This window comes from Nonomuraea sp. NPDC003709, assembly GCF_040610775.1.
GTDB lineage: Bacteria > Actinomycetota > Actinomycetes > Streptosporangiales > Streptosporangiaceae > Nonomuraea > Nonomuraea angiospora_A.
Genome location: NZ_JBEXMW010000004.1, coordinates 465,664 through 485,495, shown reverse-complemented (window position 1 = coordinate 485,495; position 19,832 = coordinate 465,664). Strand labels below are relative to the sequence as shown.

The 19,832-nt window shown below is 69.9% G+C and carries 21 protein-coding genes; 9 read left to right on the top strand and 12 right to left on the bottom strand.

Annotation, left to right across the window (positions count from 1 at the left end; all coding sequences use genetic code 11):
* Nucleotides 1-165: 165 nt before the first annotated feature.
* Entirely contained in the window at nucleotides 166-501 is a 336-nt protein-coding gene (locus ABZX61_RS15060; RefSeq protein ID WP_355194749.1) for a carboxymuconolactone decarboxylase family protein, read from the top strand.
* Here ABZX61_RS15060 and ABZX61_RS15055 read toward each other — a convergent pair.
* Nucleotides 461-1,606, bottom strand: a complete 1,146-nt coding sequence (locus ABZX61_RS15055) for a PQQ-dependent sugar dehydrogenase (protein WP_355194747.1) — start codon at nucleotides 1,604-1,606, stop codon at nucleotides 461-463. The genes ABZX61_RS15060 and ABZX61_RS15055 overlap by 41 nt on opposite strands.
* A gap of 34 nt (nucleotides 1,607-1,640) precedes the next feature.
* Between ABZX61_RS15055 and ABZX61_RS15050 the strand changes: the two genes are divergently transcribed.
* The gene (locus tag ABZX61_RS15050; protein ID WP_355194745.1) at nucleotides 1,641-2,390 is read left to right on the top strand and encodes an SDR family oxidoreductase; all 750 of its coding nucleotides are present in this window, start codon (nucleotides 1,641-1,643) and stop codon (nucleotides 2,388-2,390) included.
* Nucleotides 2,391-2,513: 123 nt separating this feature from the next.
* On the opposite strand, the gene ugpC is transcribed toward ABZX61_RS15050, so the two are convergent.
* Entirely contained in the window at nucleotides 2,514-3,728 is a 1,215-nt protein-coding gene (ugpC, locus tag ABZX61_RS15045) for a sn-glycerol-3-phosphate ABC transporter ATP-binding protein UgpC (protein WP_355194744.1), read from the bottom strand.
* A 178-nt stretch (nucleotides 3,729-3,906) separates the two neighbouring features.
* Between ugpC and ABZX61_RS15040 the strand changes: the two genes are divergently transcribed.
* Nucleotides 3,907-4,965, top strand: a complete 1,059-nt coding sequence (locus ABZX61_RS15040) for a LacI family DNA-binding transcriptional regulator (protein ID WP_355194742.1) — start codon at nucleotides 3,907-3,909, stop codon at nucleotides 4,963-4,965.
* Here the strand turns inward: ABZX61_RS15040 and ABZX61_RS15035 are convergent.
* From ABZX61_RS15035 to ABZX61_RS15025, 3 genes are all read right to left on the bottom strand, one after another.
* Complete coding sequence (locus ABZX61_RS15035) at nucleotides 4,962-6,095, bottom strand: hypothetical protein (protein WP_355194740.1); 1,134 nt, start codon at nucleotides 6,093-6,095, stop codon at nucleotides 4,962-4,964. The genes ABZX61_RS15040 and ABZX61_RS15035 overlap by 4 nt on opposite strands.
* Before the next feature lie 68 nt (nucleotides 6,096-6,163).
* Entirely contained in the window at nucleotides 6,164-6,946 is a 783-nt protein-coding gene (locus ABZX61_RS15030) for an SDR family oxidoreductase (protein ID WP_355194738.1), read from the bottom strand.
* 47 nt (nucleotides 6,947-6,993) lie between these two features.
* Nucleotides 6,994-7,479: a glutathione peroxidase gene (locus ABZX61_RS15025; protein WP_355194736.1), complete on the bottom strand. Its 486-nt coding sequence runs from the start codon at nucleotides 7,477-7,479 to the stop codon at nucleotides 6,994-6,996.
* A 213-nt stretch (nucleotides 7,480-7,692) separates the two neighbouring features.
* Here ABZX61_RS15025 and ABZX61_RS15020 point away from each other — a divergent pair, with 213 nt between their 5' ends.
* Nucleotides 7,693-8,208: a GNAT family N-acetyltransferase gene (locus ABZX61_RS15020; RefSeq protein WP_350722436.1), complete on the top strand. Its 516-nt coding sequence runs from the start codon at nucleotides 7,693-7,695 to the stop codon at nucleotides 8,206-8,208.
* Between the two features lie 416 nt (nucleotides 8,209-8,624).
* Complete coding sequence (locus ABZX61_RS15015; RefSeq protein WP_350722438.1) at nucleotides 8,625-9,074, top strand: lytic transglycosylase domain-containing protein; 450 nt, start codon at nucleotides 8,625-8,627, stop codon at nucleotides 9,072-9,074.
* Nucleotides 9,075-9,101: 27 nt separating this feature from the next.
* On the opposite strand, the gene ABZX61_RS15010 is transcribed toward ABZX61_RS15015, so the two are convergent.
* Entirely contained in the window at nucleotides 9,102-9,749 is a 648-nt protein-coding gene (locus ABZX61_RS15010) for a TetR/AcrR family transcriptional regulator C-terminal domain-containing protein (RefSeq protein ID WP_350722440.1), read from the bottom strand.
* Nucleotides 9,750-9,838: 89 nt separating this feature from the next.
* Here ABZX61_RS15010 and ABZX61_RS15005 point away from each other — a divergent pair, with 89 nt between their 5' ends.
* The gene (locus ABZX61_RS15005) at nucleotides 9,839-10,951 is read left to right on the top strand and encodes a ferritin-like domain-containing protein (protein WP_355194733.1); all 1,113 of its coding nucleotides are present in this window, start codon (nucleotides 9,839-9,841) and stop codon (nucleotides 10,949-10,951) included.
* Here the strand turns inward: ABZX61_RS15005 and ABZX61_RS15000 are convergent.
* Together ABZX61_RS15000 and ABZX61_RS14995 are read right to left on the bottom strand one after the other, a co-directional pair.
* Nucleotides 10,948-12,285, bottom strand: coding sequence for a HAMP domain-containing sensor histidine kinase (locus ABZX61_RS15000; protein ID WP_355194731.1), 1,338 nt, complete (start codon nucleotides 12,283-12,285; stop codon nucleotides 10,948-10,950). The two genes, ABZX61_RS15005 and ABZX61_RS15000, sit on opposite strands and share 4 nt — an antisense overlap.
* A gap of 52 nt (nucleotides 12,286-12,337) precedes the next feature.
* Nucleotides 12,338-12,811, bottom strand: coding sequence for a nucleoside deaminase (locus ABZX61_RS14995; RefSeq protein WP_355194729.1), 474 nt, complete (start codon nucleotides 12,809-12,811; stop codon nucleotides 12,338-12,340).
* Between the two features lie 178 nt (nucleotides 12,812-12,989).
* On the opposite strand from ABZX61_RS14995, the gene ABZX61_RS14990 reads away from it, so the two are divergent.
* On the top strand, nucleotides 12,990-14,774 hold the full coding sequence (locus ABZX61_RS14990) for an ABC transporter ATP-binding protein (RefSeq protein ID WP_355194727.1): 1,785 nt from the start codon (nucleotides 12,990-12,992) through the stop codon (nucleotides 14,772-14,774).
* Nucleotides 14,771-16,603, top strand: coding sequence for an ABC transporter ATP-binding protein (locus ABZX61_RS14985; protein ID WP_350722450.1), 1,833 nt, complete (start codon nucleotides 14,771-14,773; stop codon nucleotides 16,601-16,603). The genes ABZX61_RS14990 and ABZX61_RS14985 overlap by 4 nt, the downstream gene beginning before the upstream one ends.
* A 4-nt stretch (nucleotides 16,604-16,607) precedes the next feature.
* Here ABZX61_RS14985 and ABZX61_RS14980 read toward each other — a convergent pair whose 3' ends face one another.
* The 4 genes from ABZX61_RS14980 to ABZX61_RS14965 all read right to left on the bottom strand — a co-directional run bounded on the left by ABZX61_RS14980 (nucleotide 16,608) and on the right by ABZX61_RS14965 (nucleotide 18,630).
* Complete coding sequence (locus ABZX61_RS14980) at nucleotides 16,608-16,928, bottom strand: hypothetical protein (protein ID WP_355194725.1); 321 nt, start codon at nucleotides 16,926-16,928, stop codon at nucleotides 16,608-16,610.
* 586 nt (nucleotides 16,929-17,514) lie between these two features.
* Nucleotides 17,515-17,850 carry a DUF202 domain-containing protein gene (locus ABZX61_RS14975; RefSeq protein WP_350722453.1) on the bottom strand — a complete coding sequence of 112 codons (336 nt, stop codon included), beginning with the start codon at nucleotides 17,848-17,850 and terminating at the stop codon, nucleotides 17,515-17,517.
* Nucleotides 17,851-17,867: 17 nt separating this feature from the next.
* On the bottom strand, nucleotides 17,868-18,194 hold the full coding sequence (locus ABZX61_RS14970) for a DUF202 domain-containing protein (protein ID WP_185077672.1): 327 nt from the start codon (nucleotides 18,192-18,194) through the stop codon (nucleotides 17,868-17,870).
* A gap of 46 nt (nucleotides 18,195-18,240) precedes the next feature.
* Entirely contained in the window at nucleotides 18,241-18,630 is a 390-nt protein-coding gene (locus tag ABZX61_RS14965; protein WP_350722455.1) for a hypothetical protein, read from the bottom strand.
* A gap of 268 nt (nucleotides 18,631-18,898) precedes the next feature.
* Here ABZX61_RS14965 and bla point away from each other — a divergent pair, with 268 nt between their 5' ends.
* Nucleotides 18,899-19,816, top strand: a complete 918-nt coding sequence (gene bla / locus ABZX61_RS14960; RefSeq protein ID WP_355194722.1) for a class A beta-lactamase — start codon at nucleotides 18,899-18,901, stop codon at nucleotides 19,814-19,816.
* The last annotated feature ends 16 nt before the right edge of the window (nucleotides 19,817-19,832 follow it).

Here is a 19,832-nt window from a genome sequence, read left to right as displayed (position 1 = left end):
CTTGTTACAGATCAATTAAGGCTTTGTGCACGGTCCGTAGCGCTCCGTGGCGGGTCACCCTGGGGGCGGTTCAGGTGGCTACAACGTTCATGCAACCCCCATTGGTTCATCTGGGGAAGTAGCGAAAGATATGAGGATCCCTTCCGACCGGCCCGGGAGCGCACAATGTCAGAACCCGCAATGGAGACCGTCGACTCCTTCGGCATGACGGCGGAACGACAGTTCGCCGAGGTCTGGTCGAGGACGGTCCTGTCGGTGCGGGAGCGCCGCCTGCTCCTTCTCGGGCTGCTCGTCGGCCAGGGGCTCCACGAGCAGACGGACATCCATCTCGACACCGCGCTGCGCTCGTGCGAGCTCACCGAGACCGAGTTGCGCGAGGTGGTCGTCTTCCTCACCCTCTACGCGGGCTGGGCCCGGGGCAGCAAGCTGAACGACCAGGTCGAGGGGCTGATCGAGCGGGTCAGGCAGGCTCGATCCGGTAGATCGGACCACGCAGGCTGAGCGCGTACAGCTCGCCGTCATGCCCCTCGCCGAACGACGAGAGCTGCTCGACCTTCCCGACCTCGGCCCCATCGGTCGGCCCATCGGCCGGTGCGGCCTTGATCCAGCCGGCGCAGAAGTCGCCGTACAGGAACCGGCCCCGCAGCCAGGGGATCTTCTCGCCGCGGTAGACGTATCCGGCGATGACGGAGCAGTTTCCGCCCTCCTCCAGGGGATACGTGATCACCGGGTCGACCATGTCGCGGCCCTTCGCGCCCCGGAAGCGGCTCTTGCCCTCGCGGGCGTTCCAACCGTAGTTCTCGCCGCCCCGTGACCCGGCCGGCTGGTGGTCGACCTCCTCCCAGGCGTTCTGCCCGACGTCGCCGATCCACAGGTCTCCCGTGCCGCGGTCGAAGCCGAACCGCCAGGGGTTACGAAGCCCGTAAGCCCATATTTCGGGCTTTGCGCCTTTCTTGTCGGCGAACGGGTTGTCCGCCGGGATCTTGTACGGCCGGCCGCCGCGCGGGTCGATGCGCAGGATCTTGCCGAGCAGGGTCGTCAGGTCCTGGCCGTTGCCCTGGGGGTCGCCGGCGCTGCCACCGTCGCCGAGCGCGATGTAAAGGTGGCCGTCGGGGCCGAAGGCGAGCTGGCCGCCGTTGTGGTTGGGGTAGGGCTGATCCTGGGTGAGCACGTCGCGCCTGGCCGTGGCCCTGGAGCCGTCGAAGGCCCATTCGGTGACGTGGGTGTCGCCCCGCGCGTCGGTCCAGTCGAGGTAGACCCAGCGGCCGGAGGGATGGAACGCGACGCCGAGCAGGCCCTGCTCGTTGCCGCCGCTCACCTCGCGGGACAGGTCGATCACGACGTCCCCGTCGGAGGTGCGCAGCCTGCCGGTCTGCTCGGCGACGTAGAGGCGGTCGTCGCCCTTGCGCACGGCGAACGCCACCGGCTGCTCCAGCTTGGCGATCTGCTTGAAGCGTAACTCTCCGTGCTCCAGGGGCTCCGTAACGGTGGGCTCCGGCGTCGGGGCGGCGCTCTCCACGGGGTCGAGCGGGGCCGGCGCGGGCTCCTGCGCGCACGCGGTGAGGGTCACGAGGACGAGGGCCGTCGAGGCCGCCACGAGTCGCACGAGGCCCATCCTCGCACGGCATTAGGGTTCAGGTATGCCTACCGCATTGATCACCGGCGCGACCTCCGGCCTCGGCGCCGCCTTCGCCCGGCGCCTGGCCGCCGACGGCTTCTCGCTCGTCCTGGTGTCCCGCGACGAGCGACGGCTCTCCGAGAGCGCCGACCAGCTCAAGCTCAGGTACGGCGTCGGCGTCGAGGTGCTGTCCGCCGACCTCGCCACCGAGGAAGGGCTGGCCAGGGTGGAGTCCAGGGTCGCCGGCGGCGTCGACCTGCTGGTCAACAACGCCGGGTTCGGCCACCCGGGCCGGTTCCTGGAGGTGCCGGTCGAGGACGAGGTGCGCATGCTCAAGGTGCACTGCGAGGCCGTGCTGAGGCTGACGCTGGCCGCGCTGCCCGGCATGCGGGAGCGCGACCGGGGCGCGATCGTCAACGTGGCCTCGGTGGCGGCGTTCTTCCCGCGGGGCACGTACAGCGCGTCCAAGGCGTGGGTGGTGAACTTCAGCGAGTCGGCCGCGAGCGACGTGGGCAACCCGCGCATCAAGATCATGGCGCTCTGCCCCGGTTTCGTGCGGACCGAGTTCCACCAGCGGGCCTCGATGGACACCTCGGGGATCCCCGGGTTCCTGTGGCTGAAGGCCGACGACGTGGTGCGGGAGACCATGCGCGACCTGGCGCTGGGCAAGCGGGTGAGCGTGCCGGACCTGCGTTACAAGGCCATCGTCGCGATCGGCAGACTCGTGCCGCGCGGCCTGCAGGCCCGCGTCTCGTCGAGCATCGGCCGCTGACCCCGTACCGGTGCCCGGGGCCGATACCGGATCCAATGGAACGGGCCCCCGCCGCGGGAGGGGGTCGCGGTGGGGGCCCGAGCGGTCGTGAGCGAGGCTCACGGCCGGGAATGCAGGAGTCGGCTAGCGGTTGGCCTCGTGGCCGATCGACAGGCCGCTCTCGGGGTCGAAGAAGTGCAGGTTGTGCGTGTCGAGGACCAGGTCGATGTTCTGGCCGGGACGGGCGTGGCTGCGGGCGTTGACGCGGGCGGTCCACAGGGACTTGTCGCCCGACAGCGGCAGCGCGGCCTCTTCGTCGTCACCCGCGTCGGCGGCGGCGACGGTGTCCTTGTGCTCGACCGGCGGGGCGTCGATCAGGAACAGCACGTTGATCTCGGAGCCCAGCTCCTCGGTGACCTCCGCCTTGACCGGCAGGGTGGCCCAGCCGTTGGCGTGGTTGCCGGCCGAGGCCGCGTCCTCGAAGTCGGAGGGGCGGATGCCGAGGATGATCTTCTTGCCGATGTACTGGTCGAGGCCCGGCTTGTCGGTGAAGGTCGAGTCGGGGATCGACAGCTTGATGTCGGCGAAGGTGACGGCCGCGTCGCCGCCGTCGCGGACGAGCTCGGCGGTGGCGAAGTTCATCGAGGGCGAGCCCATGAAGCCGGCGACGAACAGGTTGACCGGCTTGTCGAACAGGTTCTGCGGGGTGTCGACCTGCTGGAGCAGGCCGTCGCGCAGGACGCAGACGCGGTCGCCGAGGGTCATGGCCTCGACCTGGTCGTGGGTGACGTACACGGTGGTGACGCCGAGGCGCTCGTGCATCTGGTTGAGCGAGGCGCGCATGGAGACGCGGAGCTTGGCGTCCAGGTTGGACAGCGGCTCGTCCATGAGGAAGGCCTGCGGCTCACGCACGATGGCGCGGCCCATGGCGACACGCTGGCGCTGACCACCGGAGAGGGCGGCCGGCTTGCGCTTGAGGTACGTCTCGAGGCCGAGCATCTTGGCGGCCTCGTTGACCCGCTTCTGGATCTCCGCCTTGGGCATCTTGCGGAGCTTGAGGCCGAAGGCGAGGTTCTCCTCGACCGTCATGTGGGGGTAGAGCGCGTAGTTCTGGAAGACCATCGCGATGTCGCGGTCCTTGGGCGGGAGGTGGTTGACCACCTTCTCGCCGATGGCGATCTCGCCGCCGCTGATGTCCTCGAGGCCCGCGATCATCCGGAGCGCGGTCGACTTACCGCAACCGGATGGGCCCACGAGCACCATGAACTCGCCGTCCTTGATCTCAAGGTTGAGCCCGTTCACGGCCTTCACGCCACCGGCGTAGACCTTGTCGACGTTCGTCAGAACGATGGATGCCATGACATTCCTTCGCGCTCCAGGGCGGTGGCCCGGACGTTGTTACCGTGACCCACTCACGTGGATACGTTTTCAAGCATCTCACCCGAAACGGACATCGGTGTCAAGGGTTACCGCGTGACCAGCCCTTGTGGGAACGCATGTCTTCCCGTTTTCCGGAAACCATGATGGAATCGTTTCCATGGAGAGGCGGGCGACGATCAAGGATGTGGCCGAGGCGGCCGGTGTGGGCGTCGCCACCGTGTCCAGAGTACTGTCGGGCGGCTCGGCCAGTGCGGCGACCAGGGAGCGCGTCCTGGCCGTCGCCGCCCAGCTCGACTACCGCCCGAGCGCCCTGGGCCGCAACCTACGCCAACGCCGCACGGGCGGGATCGGCCTGCTCGTCCCCGACCTGACCGACACCTTCTACGGCCAGCTTTCCGAGGGTGTGCTCGCCTGCGCCCGCTCGGCCGGCGAGCCCGTCGTGATCGGCTCCACGGGCGGCGACCCCGAGCAGGAGGCCGACCTGGTCGGCATGCTCCTGGAGCAGAGCGTGGACCGCCTGATCGCCGTTCCGTCGGGCGACGCGGACACCTGGTCCCCGGCGCTCCGCGCGGGCATGACGGTGGTCTTCGCCGACCGCCTCCCGCTCCAGTCGTCCCCGGAGGACGTGCGGGCGGCGGCCGTGGCCGACCTCATGGCCCTGGACGGCCTCTCCGCCGCCGCCCCGGCCCGCCCGCTGGACATCCCCGCCGTGGTGGCCGACGACCGGGCCGGCATCCGCACGGCCGTGCGCTACCTGCGCGGCCTGGGCCACAAGCGCATCGCCTTCCTCGGCGGCCCCGGCCAGGAGAGCCGGGTGAACGCCTTCAGGGAGGCCGTGGGGGCGCCGGTGGACGAGGAGCTCGTCGTGTTCGGCACCGGCAGCCGCGACTCCGCCTACGCCGCCGCCTCTGGCCTCTTCCAGAGCCGCCCCGACCTGTCGGCCGTGGTCGCCGGGGGCAACGTGCTGGGTGAGGCGGCGGTGCTCGCGGCCAGGGAGCTGGACCTGCGGGTGCCCAGGGACGTGTCGCTGGTGATGTACGACGACGTGCCCTGGGCCGAGCTGTGCTCCCCGCCCCTGACGGTGATCGCCCAGCCGGGCCGCGACATGGGCTACCGGGCGGCGGAGCTGGTGCTCCGGGCCGGCACCAGGAAGCCGCGCAGCGTGGTCCTGCCGACGGAGCTCATCATCCGGGGCAGCTGCGGCCCCCACCGCTAGCGGGCTCCACCACCCGTGTAGCGGCGGGGCAGGATCATGATCGGGTTGTCGTCGAGGATCACGTCCGGCGGGCCGAACCGCGCCGCGACCTCCCTGATCTCCGGCTCGTCCAGCATCAGCAGGCGCCCGTTCTCGATGAAGAGCTCCCCGTCCACCAGCACGGTGGGCCGGTCGACCTGGCAGTCGCAGTGCGCGAAACCCGGGCCCGTCGTGACCGGCTCCCCGTCGGTCAGTCCGTCGATGCCGCAGTAGAAGGCCCCGGCGTGCTTCTCCCGCTCGAACTGGTTCCCCCCGGCGACCCGCACCTTCGGGTTGAGCCCGATCAGGCCGTGGCGCATGTAGAAGCCGCCGGGCGCGTAACGCCGCAGCTGCTCGGCCGCGACCCCGCCCTCGATCTTGCGTACGAGGTTGCCTTCCAGGGTGATGCGCAGGGGCTCCTCCGGCACGCCGGTGACCGTGCTGTCCTCGATCATGAGGACGCCCTCGGTGTCCGTCGGCCAGAAGTTGGCGCCCCCGTACGGGAAGGGCCGCCAGTCCCCGGGCCGCATCGCGCCGGGGTCCGGGTCGAACGCCGGCCCCGAGAACGTCACGTCCGTCCCCCGCGCGGACGTCACCCGGATCGAGCGGGCGCCCGACATCTGCCCCAGCGTCCGGCGCAGGAGCGCGTAGAAGACCTCGGCGGGCAGCCGCCCTCCGGTGAGCAACGCCCCCGCGGTGGCCGTCATGTGCAGGGACAGGAAGCGGGAGGAGCGTGACTTGATCTGGTCGAAGAAGAGCGGCGCCGTGTGCACCTCGCCCCACCAGGTGCCGCTGATCACCAGGTCGGCCTCGCGGAAGGCGGCCGTCTCGATGTGCAGCGACGCCTCTCTGTCCCACCCGCCGGGGCTGAACGGCGGCACGGACAGGATGCGCACGTCGGCGTCCCGGTAGGCCGCGGCCGCCGCAATGGCCTGGACGACGACGGGGTCGACGGTGTGCTCCATGAGCAGCAGCACGCGCTCGCCCGGCTGGAGCCCGGTGTAGTCCAGCAGGTTCCGGACGCCGGGCATCAGCTCCACGATCGAGTACGGCCCCACGGCCGGCTCGGTGGCATAGCTGAAGGGCGAGCCGGCGTACGGATTGATCGTCATCGCGTGCTCCCTGCGGGACGTCAGGCCAATGCCTGGACCCCTACCCGTCACGGAGTGAAATCACACGATTACGGAACCCAGCGGCGGAATCCTCCCTCGGAGTTGATCACCTGCCCGGTGATCCAGGCGGCCTCGTCCGAGGCGAGCCAGCGCACCACCCGGGCCACCTCCTCCGGCCGCCCCCAGCGCCCGGCCGGAAGCGAGCGGCCGACGTGCCGGGCGAGCTCGGGGTCGGCCCACCCCGTGTCGACCGGCCCCGGATTTACGGTGTTGACGGTGATGCCCCGGTCCGCGAGCGCGTCGGCCAGGCTGGCCGTCATCTGGTGGATCGCGCCCTTGCTGATCGCGTACGGCAGCTCGTCCGGCATCGGCGCCAGATGCTGGCCCGAGGTGAACAGGATCACCCTGCCGCCGGACCGCCGGTCGTCGTGCTGGGCCGCGAACGCCTGCGTCAGCAGCGCGCTGGCCCGGGCGTTCACCGCCCACGACAGGTCCAGCTCGGCGGCCGTCAGCTCCGCCAGCGACTGCCGGTTGCTGCGGGCGTGGTTGGCCACGAGCACGTCCACGTGCCCGAACCTGCCGACCGCCTGCTCCATCACCCACGCCGGCGCCGCCGGGTCCGCGAAATCGGCCTCCACGTGGTGCAGCCGGTCGCCGACGCCGCCCAGCGACTCCAGCACGCCGTCCATGCCCGCGGGATCGCTGCCCCACGGCTGCTCGGCGTCGTGCGGGGTCCACGACTGCACCAGCACCTTCGCGCCCGTCGCCAGCAGCTCGCGCGCGATGGCGTAGCCGATCCCGATCCGCCTGCTCACGCCGGTCACCACGGCGACCCTCGTCTCGGACATCATCCGATCATCCTCGCCGACCACTCGCGAGGCGTCGAAGGATTTTCCGCTCAGAGGAGCTTCTCGATGGCGGACGTGACCGCGGGGTCGTCCGGGGTGGTGCGGGGGCGGAAGCGGGCCACGACGGCGCCCTCCCGGTCCACCAGGAACTTCTCGAAGTTCCACTGCACGTCGCCCGCCTCGCCCTGCTCGTCGGCGGTCCGCGTCAGCTCCTCGTAGAGCGGGTGGCGGTCGGGGCCGTTGACGTCGGCCTTCTCCAGGAGCGGGAAGTCCACGCCGTACGTCGTCGAGCAGAACGCCTGGATCTCCTCGGCCGAGCCCGGCTCCTGACCGGCGAACTGGTTGCAGGGCATGCCGACCACCGTGAAGCCGCGCGGGCCGTACTGCTCCTGAAGCTTGACCAGGGCGCCGTACTGCGGGGTGAGGCCGCATCGCGAGGCCACGTTGACGACGAGGACGGCCTTGCCGGCCGCCAGCTCTCCGAAGGTGGTGGGGGCGTCGTCGAGGGTGTGGAGCTGGATGTCAGTGAGGCTCATGAACCGCACCCTACGCCTCCGGAACGTGATTCGGTCTCGCGCCCTGCCCCATCGCGGGGCTGCTAAGCTCGCGGCGGCGCGAGAGGCGCCTGATCGCTCCGGAGCGAAGGAGGTTGATGAATATGGCTGCCGGCAGTCGTCATCAGCGTGCCCTTCTCCGGCCCGCGCGAGCCTAGAGCGCGGTCCGGTCGTATCAACGACCTGGAGTCACAAGTGTCTTCTTTCTTCTCGGTGGCCGGCACCGACCTGACCACCGACCGCCTCGTGCTGCGTTCCTGGACCTCCGGCGAAGCCGACGCCGTCCTGCACGGCACCCGGTCCGCGCACTGGGCCGACGACTTCCCCGCCGAGGGTGACCACGTCATCGCCGGCCTGTTCGCCGAGCACCCCGCGTGGCTGGACGAGTACGGCCACCGCCAGATCATCGAGCGCGACGGCGGTCTCGTGGTCGGCTCCATCGGCCTGTTCTGGCCGCCCGCCGACGGCACCCTGGAGATCGGGTACGGCATCGTGGCCTCCCGCCGGGGCCGCGGCTACGCTCCCGAGGCGGCGCGCGCGCTGACGGAGTTCGCCCTCACGGCGCCGGGCGTGCACACGGTGTGCGCCGGCGTCGAACTGTCGAACCCGGCCTCGATCAGGGTCCTGGAGAAGGCGGGCTTCCAGCGGTCACACACGGACGCCGAGGCGAACACGGCCCGGTACGTGACCACGTCACCGGCCCAGCGGTAACGGCCCGACGGGGGATCGGCGGCACCCCACCGCCGATCCCCCGTCGTGGGAGGCCGTGCTTACCCGCGGCTCCCGCCCGGTCAAACCCCATAGTTGGTCGCGGTTTGCGGCAAGGCCGGTTCAGCCGGACGGCGGGGCGGGCAAGGCCGGGCCTGCGAGAGGGACTTTTATCCGCCACGCTCGCGCAAACACCTCTCCACCGCGTGTCGAGATGGACGACCCGCGGTGACCGAACGTAATAGGAATCGTGCTAGAGGACACGTCGCGGCGCCTTTCGGGCCACCCAGCGGGATCGGGCGGTGCCAGATTCCCGGAGGGCCGCGCGGACCCTCCGCGTCCGAGCCACGGACGCGGATCGGCAGGGGCGCCCGATGCAAGTGCGCCTGTCCGCACGCGACCCGACAGCAAGGATCGATTTGGACAGCAAACGCGCGCTCGTCAGTGTCACCGCGCTCACCGCGTTCACCGCGATCGGGGCACCCGCGGCCTGGGCCGACCGCCCGCCCGTGGTGCGGATCGGGACCTGGACGACGAAGGCGCAGCCCAAGGTGGCGGTGGCGACGCCCAACAAGAACAAGAGGATCGCACTGGGCCAGGTGGTCCAGCGGTCGTGGAACCTGCAGGAGTTCCGCTGCCTGGACAGTCTCTGGACCAGGGAGAGCAACTGGAACCATCACGCACTCAACCGCTCGTCCGGCGCGTACGGCATCCCGCAGGCACTGCCCGCGGGCAAGATGCGCGGCGCCGGCCGCGACTGGAAGTCCAACCCGGAGACGCAGATCCGGTGGGGGCTGTCCTACATCAAGGGGAGGTACGGCAGGCCGTGCGGCGCCTGGGGACATTGGAGATCGCACAACTGGTACTAGCCGAAGGCGGGAGAGGGCACCCGGGGCTCACCGGGTGCCCTCCCTGCGCGCCACGTGCACCTCGATCGCCTGGATGAGCAGCTCCAGCCCGAACTCGAACTCCGCCTCGTGATCGCACTGATCCAGCAGCGGCGCCAGTGAGTGGACCTCGGGGAACAGCGCGGGATCGACTCCCTCGGCCTTGACGAGCCGGTTGTGGACGGGCGCGAACGTGGGCGTCACCCCCACCTCCCGCAGCAGCGAGCCCACGATGTACGCGATGAACATCCGCAGCATCCTGACCGCGTCCGCCCCGTCGAACCCGGCGCCACGCAGCGTGGCCAGCGCCCGCTCGACCGGAAGCAGCCCGGCCGTGGAGTGGAGCTGGCGGCTGACGACCACCATGGTCGAGCGCGGATGGTCATGGGCGATCTGGCGGAACGCCCGAGCCTGCATGCGCACCCGCTCGGTCCAGTGCGCGCCGGGGTCGTCGGTGAACTCGATCTCGCTCAGCACCGCCTCGGCCACCCCGTTGAGCAGGGCGTCCTTGTTGGGCACGTGGTTGTAGAGGGACATCACACCGACGCCGAGCTCGGCCGCGATGCGCCGCATGGAGACCGCGTCGGCGCCCTCGCGCTCGATGAGGTCGATGGCCGTGGCGACGATGCGGCCTCGCGAGAGGGGCTCCGTAGGCATACCTCATTCTATTGACGTACGTACGGTGTACGTGGAACTCTCGGAAGGCGGACATACGTACGGTGTACGTAACCCCCTTGGGAGGTTCCATGTCGACCCACGACCTCTACACCATCCCCGCCGAGCTCTCCACGTGGAACGTCGAGATGGCCGGGGCGAGCCGATTCACCTGGGAGTACGACGACGGCCGGGACCGCATGCTGGCCCTGTACCAGAAGGGCAAGGACAAGCAGTGGGACTCGACCAAGCGCATCGACTGGGACCTCGAGGTCGATCCGTACGACGTCCTGGGCGTCCCCGACCAGACCATCGCGATCCACGGCACCCCGCTCTGGGAGCGGATGAGCGAGCAGACCCGTAACGAGGTGCGGCGGCACGGCGCGGCGTGGCAGTTCTCCCAGTTCCTGCACGGCGAGCAGGGCGCGATGATCTGCTCGGCCAAGATCGTGGAGTCGGTCCCCGACCTCGACTCGAAGTTCTACGCCGCCACCCAGACGATGGACGAGGCGCGCCACGCCGAGACGTACGCGCGCTTCCTCCAGGAGAAGGTGGGCCTGGCGTACCCGATCAACGAGCACCTCAAGGCCCTGCTCGACAGCACGCTGAGCGACTCCCGCTGGGACATGCCCTACCTCGGCATGCAGGTGCTCATCGAGGGATTGGCGCTGGCGGCGTTCGGGGTGATGCGCGACATCACGACCAAGCCGCTGCCCAAGCAGATCCTCGCGTACGTGATGCAGGACGAGGCCAGGCACGTGGCCTTCGGCCGGATGGCGCTGCGCGACCACTACCGGAACCTGTCGGAGACCGAGCTGCGCGAGCGCGAGGACTTCGTCATCGAGGGCTGCTACCTCATGCGCGACCGGCTGCGCGGCCGGGAGACCTGGGAGAACCTGGGCCTGTCGAAAGCCGAGGTCGACGAGGCCATGGAGGCCACCGACCACTCCGAATACCTGCGGCTGTTCAGGTCGCTGCTGTTCAGCCGGATCGTGCCGTGCGTCAAGGACATCGGGCTGTGGAGCCCGCGGCTGCGGCAGGCGTACGCGGAGATGGGCGTGCTGGAGATGGCGGGCCAGTCCCTGGACTCCCTGATGCGCCAGGACGAGGACATCGCCGACAGGCTCGACGCGGAGCGGTTCACCCAGGAGGAGGCCGAGCGGCACGCCGAGGTGGCCGAGACCGTCGAGCTCGGCAGGTCCTAGAGTCGCGTCGCGTCGGGGGCGGGCAGGCTCTGCGGCAGGCGCAGGATCATCCGGGCCCCGGGGCCGTCCCCGATCTCCAGCGTCCCGCCGTGGGCCCTGGCGATGTCGCGGGCGATCGGCAGCCCCAGCCCGGTGCCCCCGGTGTCCCGCGACCGGGTGTGATCGAGGCGGGTGAACCGCTCGAACACCTGGTCGCGCAGCTCCGCCGGGATCCCCGGCCCGTCGTCCAGCACCTCCACCACGGCCTGGTCCGCCCACCCCCGCACGGAGATCCACACCCGGGATTCCCCGTAGCGGTCGGCGTTGGACAGCAGGTTCGTCAGCAGCCGGGCGAGCCGGAGCCGGTTGCCGCGGACGAAGAGCCCGGGCTCCACGTCCATGGTCAGCGGCAGCCGGCAGGGGTGTCGCGTGACCTCCTCCTCGACCAGCTTCCCCAGCTCGATCCGCTCCTGCTCGGGCTGCACCCCCGCGTCCAGCCGGGCCATCAGGAGCAGGTCGTGGACGATGTCCGACAGCCGCTCGGCGTCCTTGATCGCCGCCCGCCAATCGCCTTCGTGCGGGTCCGCGAGCCCCGCCTCCAGGCGCACCAGGAGCCCGGTGATCGGCGTCCGCAGCTCGTGGGAGGCATCGGAGACGAAGCGCCGGTGCCGCGCCACGGCGTCCTCCAGCCGCTCCAGGGTCTCGTTGACCGTGGCGGCCAGTTCGGCGACCTCGTCCTGCGTGTCGGGAACGTCGATGCGCCGACTCAGGTCCTGGGCGCTGATGCGTTCCAGCCCCGCCCTGATCCGCTCCACGGGGGCCAGCACCCGGCCGACCCCGTACCAGGCGCCCCATCCCGTCAGCGCCACCAGCGCCGCACCGAAGGCGGCCAGCACCAGGGGCAGGAACGGCGAGCTCAGCAGGAACGGCTCCCGCAGGGCCGCGTAGGCGATGACGGACCCGTACGCGCTGGCGGAGTTGCTCGTCCCCACGACGACCATGCACCTGCCGGAACACACCCGGGTCTGAACCCGCAGGTCGCCCGGCTCGGGCCAGGCCCGGGTGATCGCCGGCCGGCCGGCGAGCCCGGTGCTGGCGGCCAGCACGTGGCCGTCGGAGTTCACGACCTGGAGGAGGTAGACGCCCTTCAGCGGCGGGATGGGGCCGCTGAACCGGTGCTCGGTGATGCTCGTGGACAGGTGCCGGCTGGCGTCGTCAGCCTGCTGGACGAGGTCCGACCGCGCCCGCACGGGGTAGGTCAGCAAAATCGCCAGGACTCCCAGAAGAACGACGGCCCCGAAGACCACCACCGTCGCGATGGTCATCCGGGCCCTGATCGAGCGGCCGAACACCATGGTCGTACTCTGTCACGGAGAGTACAAATCCCAGGTAAAACGGCATATTTGCTCAGCCGTGGAAACGGCGATGCAGCTCGTGGACCTCCTCGGCCAGCTCCGGCACCGGACCCTCGACCACCACCCCGGGCGCGACCTCGTTGACCGGGAGCGTGCGTACGGGCGGCTGCGGGACGCCGAGCTCCGACAGCCACGCGGCGAGCTGCTCCGACGAGGCCACGTACACGATGCGGCCCAGCCCGACCCACGCGTGGGCGGCGGCGCACATCGGGCAGTGCTCGCCGGAGGTGTAGACGGTGGCGGCCGCCCGCTCCTCTGGTGTCAGGTGCGCCGCCGACCAGCGGGCCAGCGCGAACTCCGGATGCTGCGTGTTGTCGCCGGCGGCCACCCGGTTGTGGTCCTCGGCCAGCACGGCCCCGTCGCCGGAGACCAGCACCGACCCGAACGGCTCGTCGCCCACCTCCAGCGCCCGCGCGGCCAGCTCGACACAGCGGCGCAGGTGCGGCATCTCCGATTCAGCGATCATGAGTCCCCCATCCTAGACGGCCGCCGAGCAGGGCCAAGAACATACCCCAACAGATCACAACAAAAGTAACGGTCAGCCGAATGTGCAAGATCTTTCACTGTTTCCGCACGTCACGTACAAGAACCGCACTCTTCGGGCTACTGAAAATCGGTTGAACCCTCGTATTAGCCTAGAAAGGATGCCTCCCGATACGCACATACCTCAACGTCCCCTGCTCTCCTCCAACTCCCTGTGGCGGATGAAGTCCTACCTCCGCCCCTACGTCGTCAGATTGGTGTTCATCTGGCTGGCGGCGATCGTCGGCATCGCGGCCGGCATCGCGCTCCCGCTCATCAGCGAGAAGGTCATCGACGGTCCCGTGGCCCACGGGGACTCCGGCGCGCTGCTCCCCCTCGGGCTGCTCGCGATCGGCGTCGGCGTCGTCGAGGCCCTGCTGATCCTGCTGCGGCGGTGGGCCCAGGTGAAGCCGGTGCTCGGCCTGGAGACCGCGATCCGCGACGACCTCTACGAGCACCTGCAGCGGCTGCCCATGGGCTTCCACGGCGACTGGCAGTCCGGCCAGCTGTTATCCCGGGCCACGACCGACCTGTCGACCATCCGGCGCTTCCTCGGCTTCGGCATGCTCTTCCTGGTCATGAACATCCTGCAGCTGATCACGGTGACCGTGCTGCTGCTGAACAAGTACTGGCCGCTCGGGCTGCTGGTGCTGGCCTCGGCCGTGCCGATCGTGTGGCTGTCGCTGCGGTTCGAGAAGCGCTACATCAAGACCTCCCGCCAGGTGCAGGACGAGCAGGGCGACCTCGCCACGCTCGTCGAGGAGTCCGCCCTCGGCATCCGCACGATCAAGGCCTTCGGCCGCCGCCACTACGTCTTCGACCGCTACGACGAGGGCGCGCTCAAGGTCTACGGCACCTCCATGGACAAGGCCCGGCTGCTGGCCAAGTTCTTCGCCTTCCTCGAGATCATCCCCAACATCACGCTGGCCCTGGTGCTGCTGCTGGGCGCGCTGGCCGTCGGCACGGGCTCGCTGACGCTGGGCGCGCTGGTCGCGTTCACCACGCTGATGCTCCAGCTCGTCTGGCCGATCGCGAGCCTGGGCTACATCCTCGCCATGGCCCAGGAGGCCATGACCTCCGCCGACCGCCTCATGGAGGTCATGGACACGGTGCCCGCCATCGAGGGCGGCACGCGGACCATCGACGGGCCCCGCGGCCACCTGCGCTTCGAGGGCGTCGGGTTCCGCTTCCACGACTCCGAGGAGCCGGTGCTGCGCGACGTCTGGCTGGACGTGCGCCCCGGTGAGACGGTGGCCGTCGTGGGCGCGACCGGCTCCGGCAAGACCACGCTGACCGCCCTGGTGCCGCGGCTGATCGACCCCACCGAGGGCCGCGTCACGATCGACGGGTACGACGTGCGCGACCTGGAGCTGACCAGCCTCCGCTCGGTGGTGGCCACGGCGTTCGAGGAGCCGACACTGTTCTCGATGAGCGTGCGGGAGAACCTCACGCTCGGCCGGCTCGACGCCACCGACGAGGAGCTGGCCGAGGCCATCCAGACCGCGCAGGCCATGTTCGTGTACGACCTGCCGTGGGGCCTCGACACCCGCATCGGCGAGCAGGGCCTGTCCCTGTCCGGCGGCCAGCGGCAGCGCCTGGCCCTGGCGCGGGCCGTGCTGAGCCATCCGCGGATCCTCGTGCTCGACGACACCCTCTCCGCGCTCGACGTGGAGACCGAGGCGCTCGTGGAGGAGGCGCTGCGGCACGTGCTGCGTGACGCGACCGGCATCGTGGTCGCCCACCGCGCCTCGACCGTGCTGCTGGCCGACAAGGTGGCGCTGCTGCGGGGCGGCACGATCACGCACGTCGGGCTGCACCACGAGCTGCTGGCCCAGGTGCCCGAATACCGCGAGCTGCTGGCCCAGGACGCCGACTTCGACGACGCCGCGGAAGGAGCGCTGCGATGACCACGACCACCACGGCGTCCTGGCGGGGCGTGTCCTCCGAGGACCAGGACGAGCTGCCGGAGAAGGTGTCCGTCCTGCTCCGGGAGCGCTCCCGGCGGCTGCTCGGCGCGCTGCTCAGGCCGTACCGGAAGAAGATCGGGCTGCTCGTCGCGATCGTCGTCGTCTCCAACGCGGCCGGGCTCTCGATCCCCTTCCTGGTCTCCATCGGGATCGACGAGGGCATCCCGCCGATCACGAGCGGGGCCGGCCCCGCGGTCCTGCTGACCGTGGTCGGGGTGATCCTGGCCGCGGCGATCACGCAGGCGCTCACGCGCCGGGCGTTCCTGACGCTGTCCGGCCAGATCGGCCAGGGCACCCTGCTCGAACTGCGCAGAAGGGTGTTCGACCACTTCCAGCGCCTGTCGCTGAGCTTCCACGAGCAGTACACCTCCGGGCGGGTCATCTCGCGGCTGACCTCGGACGTCGAGGCCATCGCGGAGCTGCTCCAGTCGGGGTTCGACGCGCTGGTCAAGGCCGTGCTGACCATGGCGGGCACGGCCGTGCTGCTGCTGGTGCTGGATTTGCACCTGGGCCTGCTGGCGCTCGTCCCGCTGCCGTTCCTGCTGCTGTTCACCCGGTGGTTCCGGCGGCAGTCGGCGATCGTCTACCGCCGTACGCGGGAGACGGTGGCGCTGGTGATCGTGCACTTCGTGGAGTCGATGACCGGCATCCGCGCGGTGCAGGCCTTCCGCAGGGAGCCGCGCAACCAGGAGATCTTCGAGCAGCTCAACGACGACTACCGGGGCGCGAACGCGCGCAGCATGCAGCTCGGCGCGACGTTCATGACCGGGATCAAGCTGATCGGCAACCTGACGATCGGCGGGGTGCTGCTGTACGGCGGCTGGCTGGCGGTGCAGGGCGAGGTCAAGGTCGGCGTGCTGGCCGCCTTCCTGCTCTACCTGCGCCAGTTCTACGAGCCGATGCAGGAGGTCAGCCAGTTCTACAACACCCTGCAGTCGGCCGGGGCGGCGCTGGAGAAGCTGTCGGGCGTGCTGGAGGAGGAGCCCTCCGTGCCCGAGCCGCGCGAGCCGGCCAGGCTGCCGGACGGCAGGGCGCGCGGCAAGGTGCGCTTCGAGGGCGTCAGGTTCGCCTACGTCGAGGAGATGCCGATCCTGCCCCGGCTCGACCTGACGGTCCCGGCCGGGCAGACGGTGGCGCTGGTCGGGGCGACGGGCGCGGGGAAGACGACGCTGGCCAAGCTGATCTCCCGCTTCTACGACCCCACCGACGGCCGCGTGCTGCTCGACGGCGTCGATCTGCGCACACTGGACGAGCCGGCGCTGCGCGCGGCCGTGGTCATGGTGACGCAGGAGAACTTCCTGTTCAGCGGTACGGTCGCCGACAACATCAGGTTCGGCCGGCCCGACGCCACCGACCGGGAGGTGCGCGAGGCGGCCAAGGCCATCGGGGCGCACGAGTTCGTCTCGAGCCTGCCCGACGGCTACGACACCGAGGTGGGCAAGCGCGGCGGCCGGATGTCCGCCGGGCAGCGCCAGCTCGTCGCGTTCGCCAGGGCGTTCCTCGCCGATCCCGCCGTGCTGATCCTCGACGAGGCCACCTCCAGCCTCGACGTGCCGAGCGAGCGGCTGGTGCAGCGCGCGCTGCGCACGATCCTGGCCGACCGGACGGCACTGATCATCGCGCACCGGCTCTCGACGGTGGAGATCGCCGATCGGGTGCTGGTGATGGACCGGGGCGAGATCGTCGAGGACGGTCCGCCGGACCGGCTCATCGCGGCCTCGGGCCGGTATGCCGGGCTGCACCAGGCGTGGCTGGAGAGCCTCAGCTAGCTCCCTAGTGGTGCGCCATGGCCACGGCGTTCGCGTACAGCTCGTACCCGACGAACAGCGCCAGGGGCACCCCGAGAGCGATCAGCAGCCTGCCGGGCAGGTGGGTCCGCGGCGCGGACACCCTGCCCGGCTCCGGCGTCGCCGCGGCGAACACCGGCTCGGGCTCCGGATCGGGGGCGGGCACGAGTTCGGGATGCCGCGCCAGATACCCCCTGGGGAACGAGGTCACGTGGTACGCGCCGCAGAGCGGGCAGCAGGTGCCCGACCAGGGCGGCGGCACGGTCACTCCCGCGCTGAGCCAGAGGTCCACCTCGTTGCCGTGCACGTCTGTGAGATGTCTGACGACGAAGTTCTCTTCCCAGACATGTAAGCAACGAAGGCATTCGAAAGGCCACGTCTCGCGGGTGTCGAATCCTTCGGTCACTGGGACCACCCCCCGGCTTCTGATCGCCGTCGATCCCGAGTGTCCGCTTGACTTCGCGCGCCCGCAAGACGGGCTTTATGACACTTTCCGCTATGGAATGCTCACCAAGTGTCAGGTTAGTCGTTCGTAGATGGACTTCCGAACCGGGCTGAGCAGCGGAGTCGCGTCCGGCGCGGGGGGTTCCGCGGGCGGGATCAGCTCCGGATGTCGGGACAGGTAACCGTCCGGGAAGGTCGTGGCCTGCTGACAGCCGCACCTCGGGCACATGACGCCCCCCGGTGACGGCGGCAGCACGGGGAGCCCGCCGTGCAACCAGATCTCCCGCTCGTTTCCGTGACGGTCGTCGATGTGCCTGACGAGGTACTCCTCTTCCCATACGTGCCAGCAACCGCGGCACTCGAAAGGCACGATCCTGTGTTCTTCTTCCAACGAGGTCACCCCCTCACCTCCGAGTGTGTGCCTCCTTCTCCGGATCTGGCAACCGCGCTTACCGAATCGCCAGAACGAAGACGATGGCGCCGGCCACCACGCACATGGTGCCGAGCCAGGCGAACAGCACGTCGAGCCCCGGGTTCAGCGGCTTGCCGCCGTGCAGCGCCTCCTGCACGCGGCGGAACCGCGCCCCGGTCCTGATCAGCAGCACGGCGCCGCAGAGCGCGGCCAGCGCGAACACCACCATGGAGGCCACGGGCAGGCCGTGCCTGAGGGACAGCCCGGCCGCGCCGAGCCCGCCGGTGGCCAGCGCCACGGCCGTGCGCACCCAGGCCAGCCGGGTGCGCTCGCTCTGCAGCCCCTCGTCCCAGATCTCCTTCTCCGGGGTCATTTGATCCGGCCTCGGACTCAGGCGGCCAGGATGATCAGCACGAGGGCGATCACGGCCACGGCCGCCACGCCGTACCCGAAGACCGCCGCGAGCGCGGGGGGCGGCAGCGGTGCCTGCTGCCGCAGGGCGCGCTGGATGTTGCGCCAGCGCGGATACGCCATGCCCGCCGCGAGCGCGGAGAGCGTCACCAGCACCACGGCCAGCGCGGTACGGATCCACGGCACGAACACGTGCTCGGGCACCGCCGCCATCGCCACCCCACCCGCACTGAGCGCCAGCGCCGTGCTCAGCCAGGTGAGGAAGGTTCGTTCATTGGCCAAGGTGAAACGCGGGTCGGGTTCCATGGGAAAAACGGTAATTCGTCCCCATTTCCCCTAGAGAAGTTGGGATTCAGCCAGTACAGGCCTTGGCCACCTTCTCGGCATAGGCCGCGCTCTCGGTGAGGACCTTCTGGGTGGCGTCCACGGCGTCGTTGACGTTGGTGACGTTGATGCCGCTCAGCGTCTTGGCCAGGTCGTCGGAGGCTTCCTTGATCGTGGTGTTGGCGGCCTTGTCGGCCACGTCGTTGAGCTTGGTGGCGGCGTCGTCGAGGGCCTTGTCCATGGCCTTGGGATCGTCGGCGAGCGTCTTGAGCTGGGCACCCAGGTCGGCGACGATCTTCGGGGCTTCGAGGCACGCTTGGGCCTTGTCGATGGTGCTGTTGACCTCACCGCATCCGGCGGCGAAGACACAGACGGCGAAGGCGGCCAGGGGCACGAATCGGCTCTTGAGGAGTCGCATACCTCGACCCTACCCAACGCATTCCAAAGGTTCCCTTGACATCTCGGCGCTGGGCGGCATGGGGCTGGCGGGGGTGCTCGGTGGGGTGGCCGGGGTCGTGCCCGCGTTGTGCGTGCACGCGGCCGGGCTGATCGTCGCCGGAATCATGGTTCTGACCAGTGCTCATGCGTGAACCGATATCGACTTCTTCGCGATATCGCTATTAGACACGTGGTGATCGCATCTGCTTTGCTCCTTGCCCATTGACGGACGACCGTAAGGATCAAGCATGCGAAACCGCCGCTTCACGGCAGCAGCCACGTTGACCATTTCCTTCCTGACGGGCGGGGCCCTCCCGGCGGGCGCGGCCTCGGCCACGAGCTCCGTGCAGTCGCTCTCGGGCGAGGCCCAGGCCCGCAAGGAGCTGCGCGCGCTGGAGGCGTCGTTCAAGGGGCGCATCGGCGCGTACGCCATCGACACCGCCACCGGCAGGACGATCGGCTACCGGTCGAACGAGCGGTTCCCGCTGCTGTCCACGTTCAAGGCGATGGCCTGCGCGGCCGTGCTGCACAAGGCGCGCACCTCCGACCCCGGGCTGATGGAGAAGGTCGTGCGCTGGACGGCCGACGACCTCAAGCCGAACTCCCCCACCACCGAGAAGCACGTGGAGGACGGCCTGACCGTCAACCAGCTGTGCGAGGCGACCATCACCCTGAGCGACAACACCGCGGGCAACATGGTGCTCAAGCAGATCGGCGGGCCGGCCGGCCTGACGCAGTACTTCCGCACGCTGAAGGACCCGATCTCCCGCCTGGACCGCTGGGAGACCGAGCTGAACGACTGGATGCCCAAGGAGAAGCGCGACACCACGACCCCCGCGTCCATCGCCCGCGACCTGCGCGCGGTCACGGCCGGGAACGCGCTCACCGCCAAGGACCGGGAGCAGCTCAACGCCTGGATGATCGCGACTAAGACCGGTGACGCCCGCATCCGCGCCGGCCTGCCGAAGACCTGGACGATCGGCGACAAGACCGGCACCAACTCGGCTTTCGGCGGAGGGAACGACATCGCGGTCATCTGGCCCAAGAAGGGCGCGTCTCCCATCATCATGGCCATTTACACGAACCGCGCGGCGGGCGAGACCGGCGATGACACGGCGATCGCCCGCACGGCCACCATCCTGGCCCGCGCTCTCGGCAAGCTCTGATGCCCGGGGGGGCGGC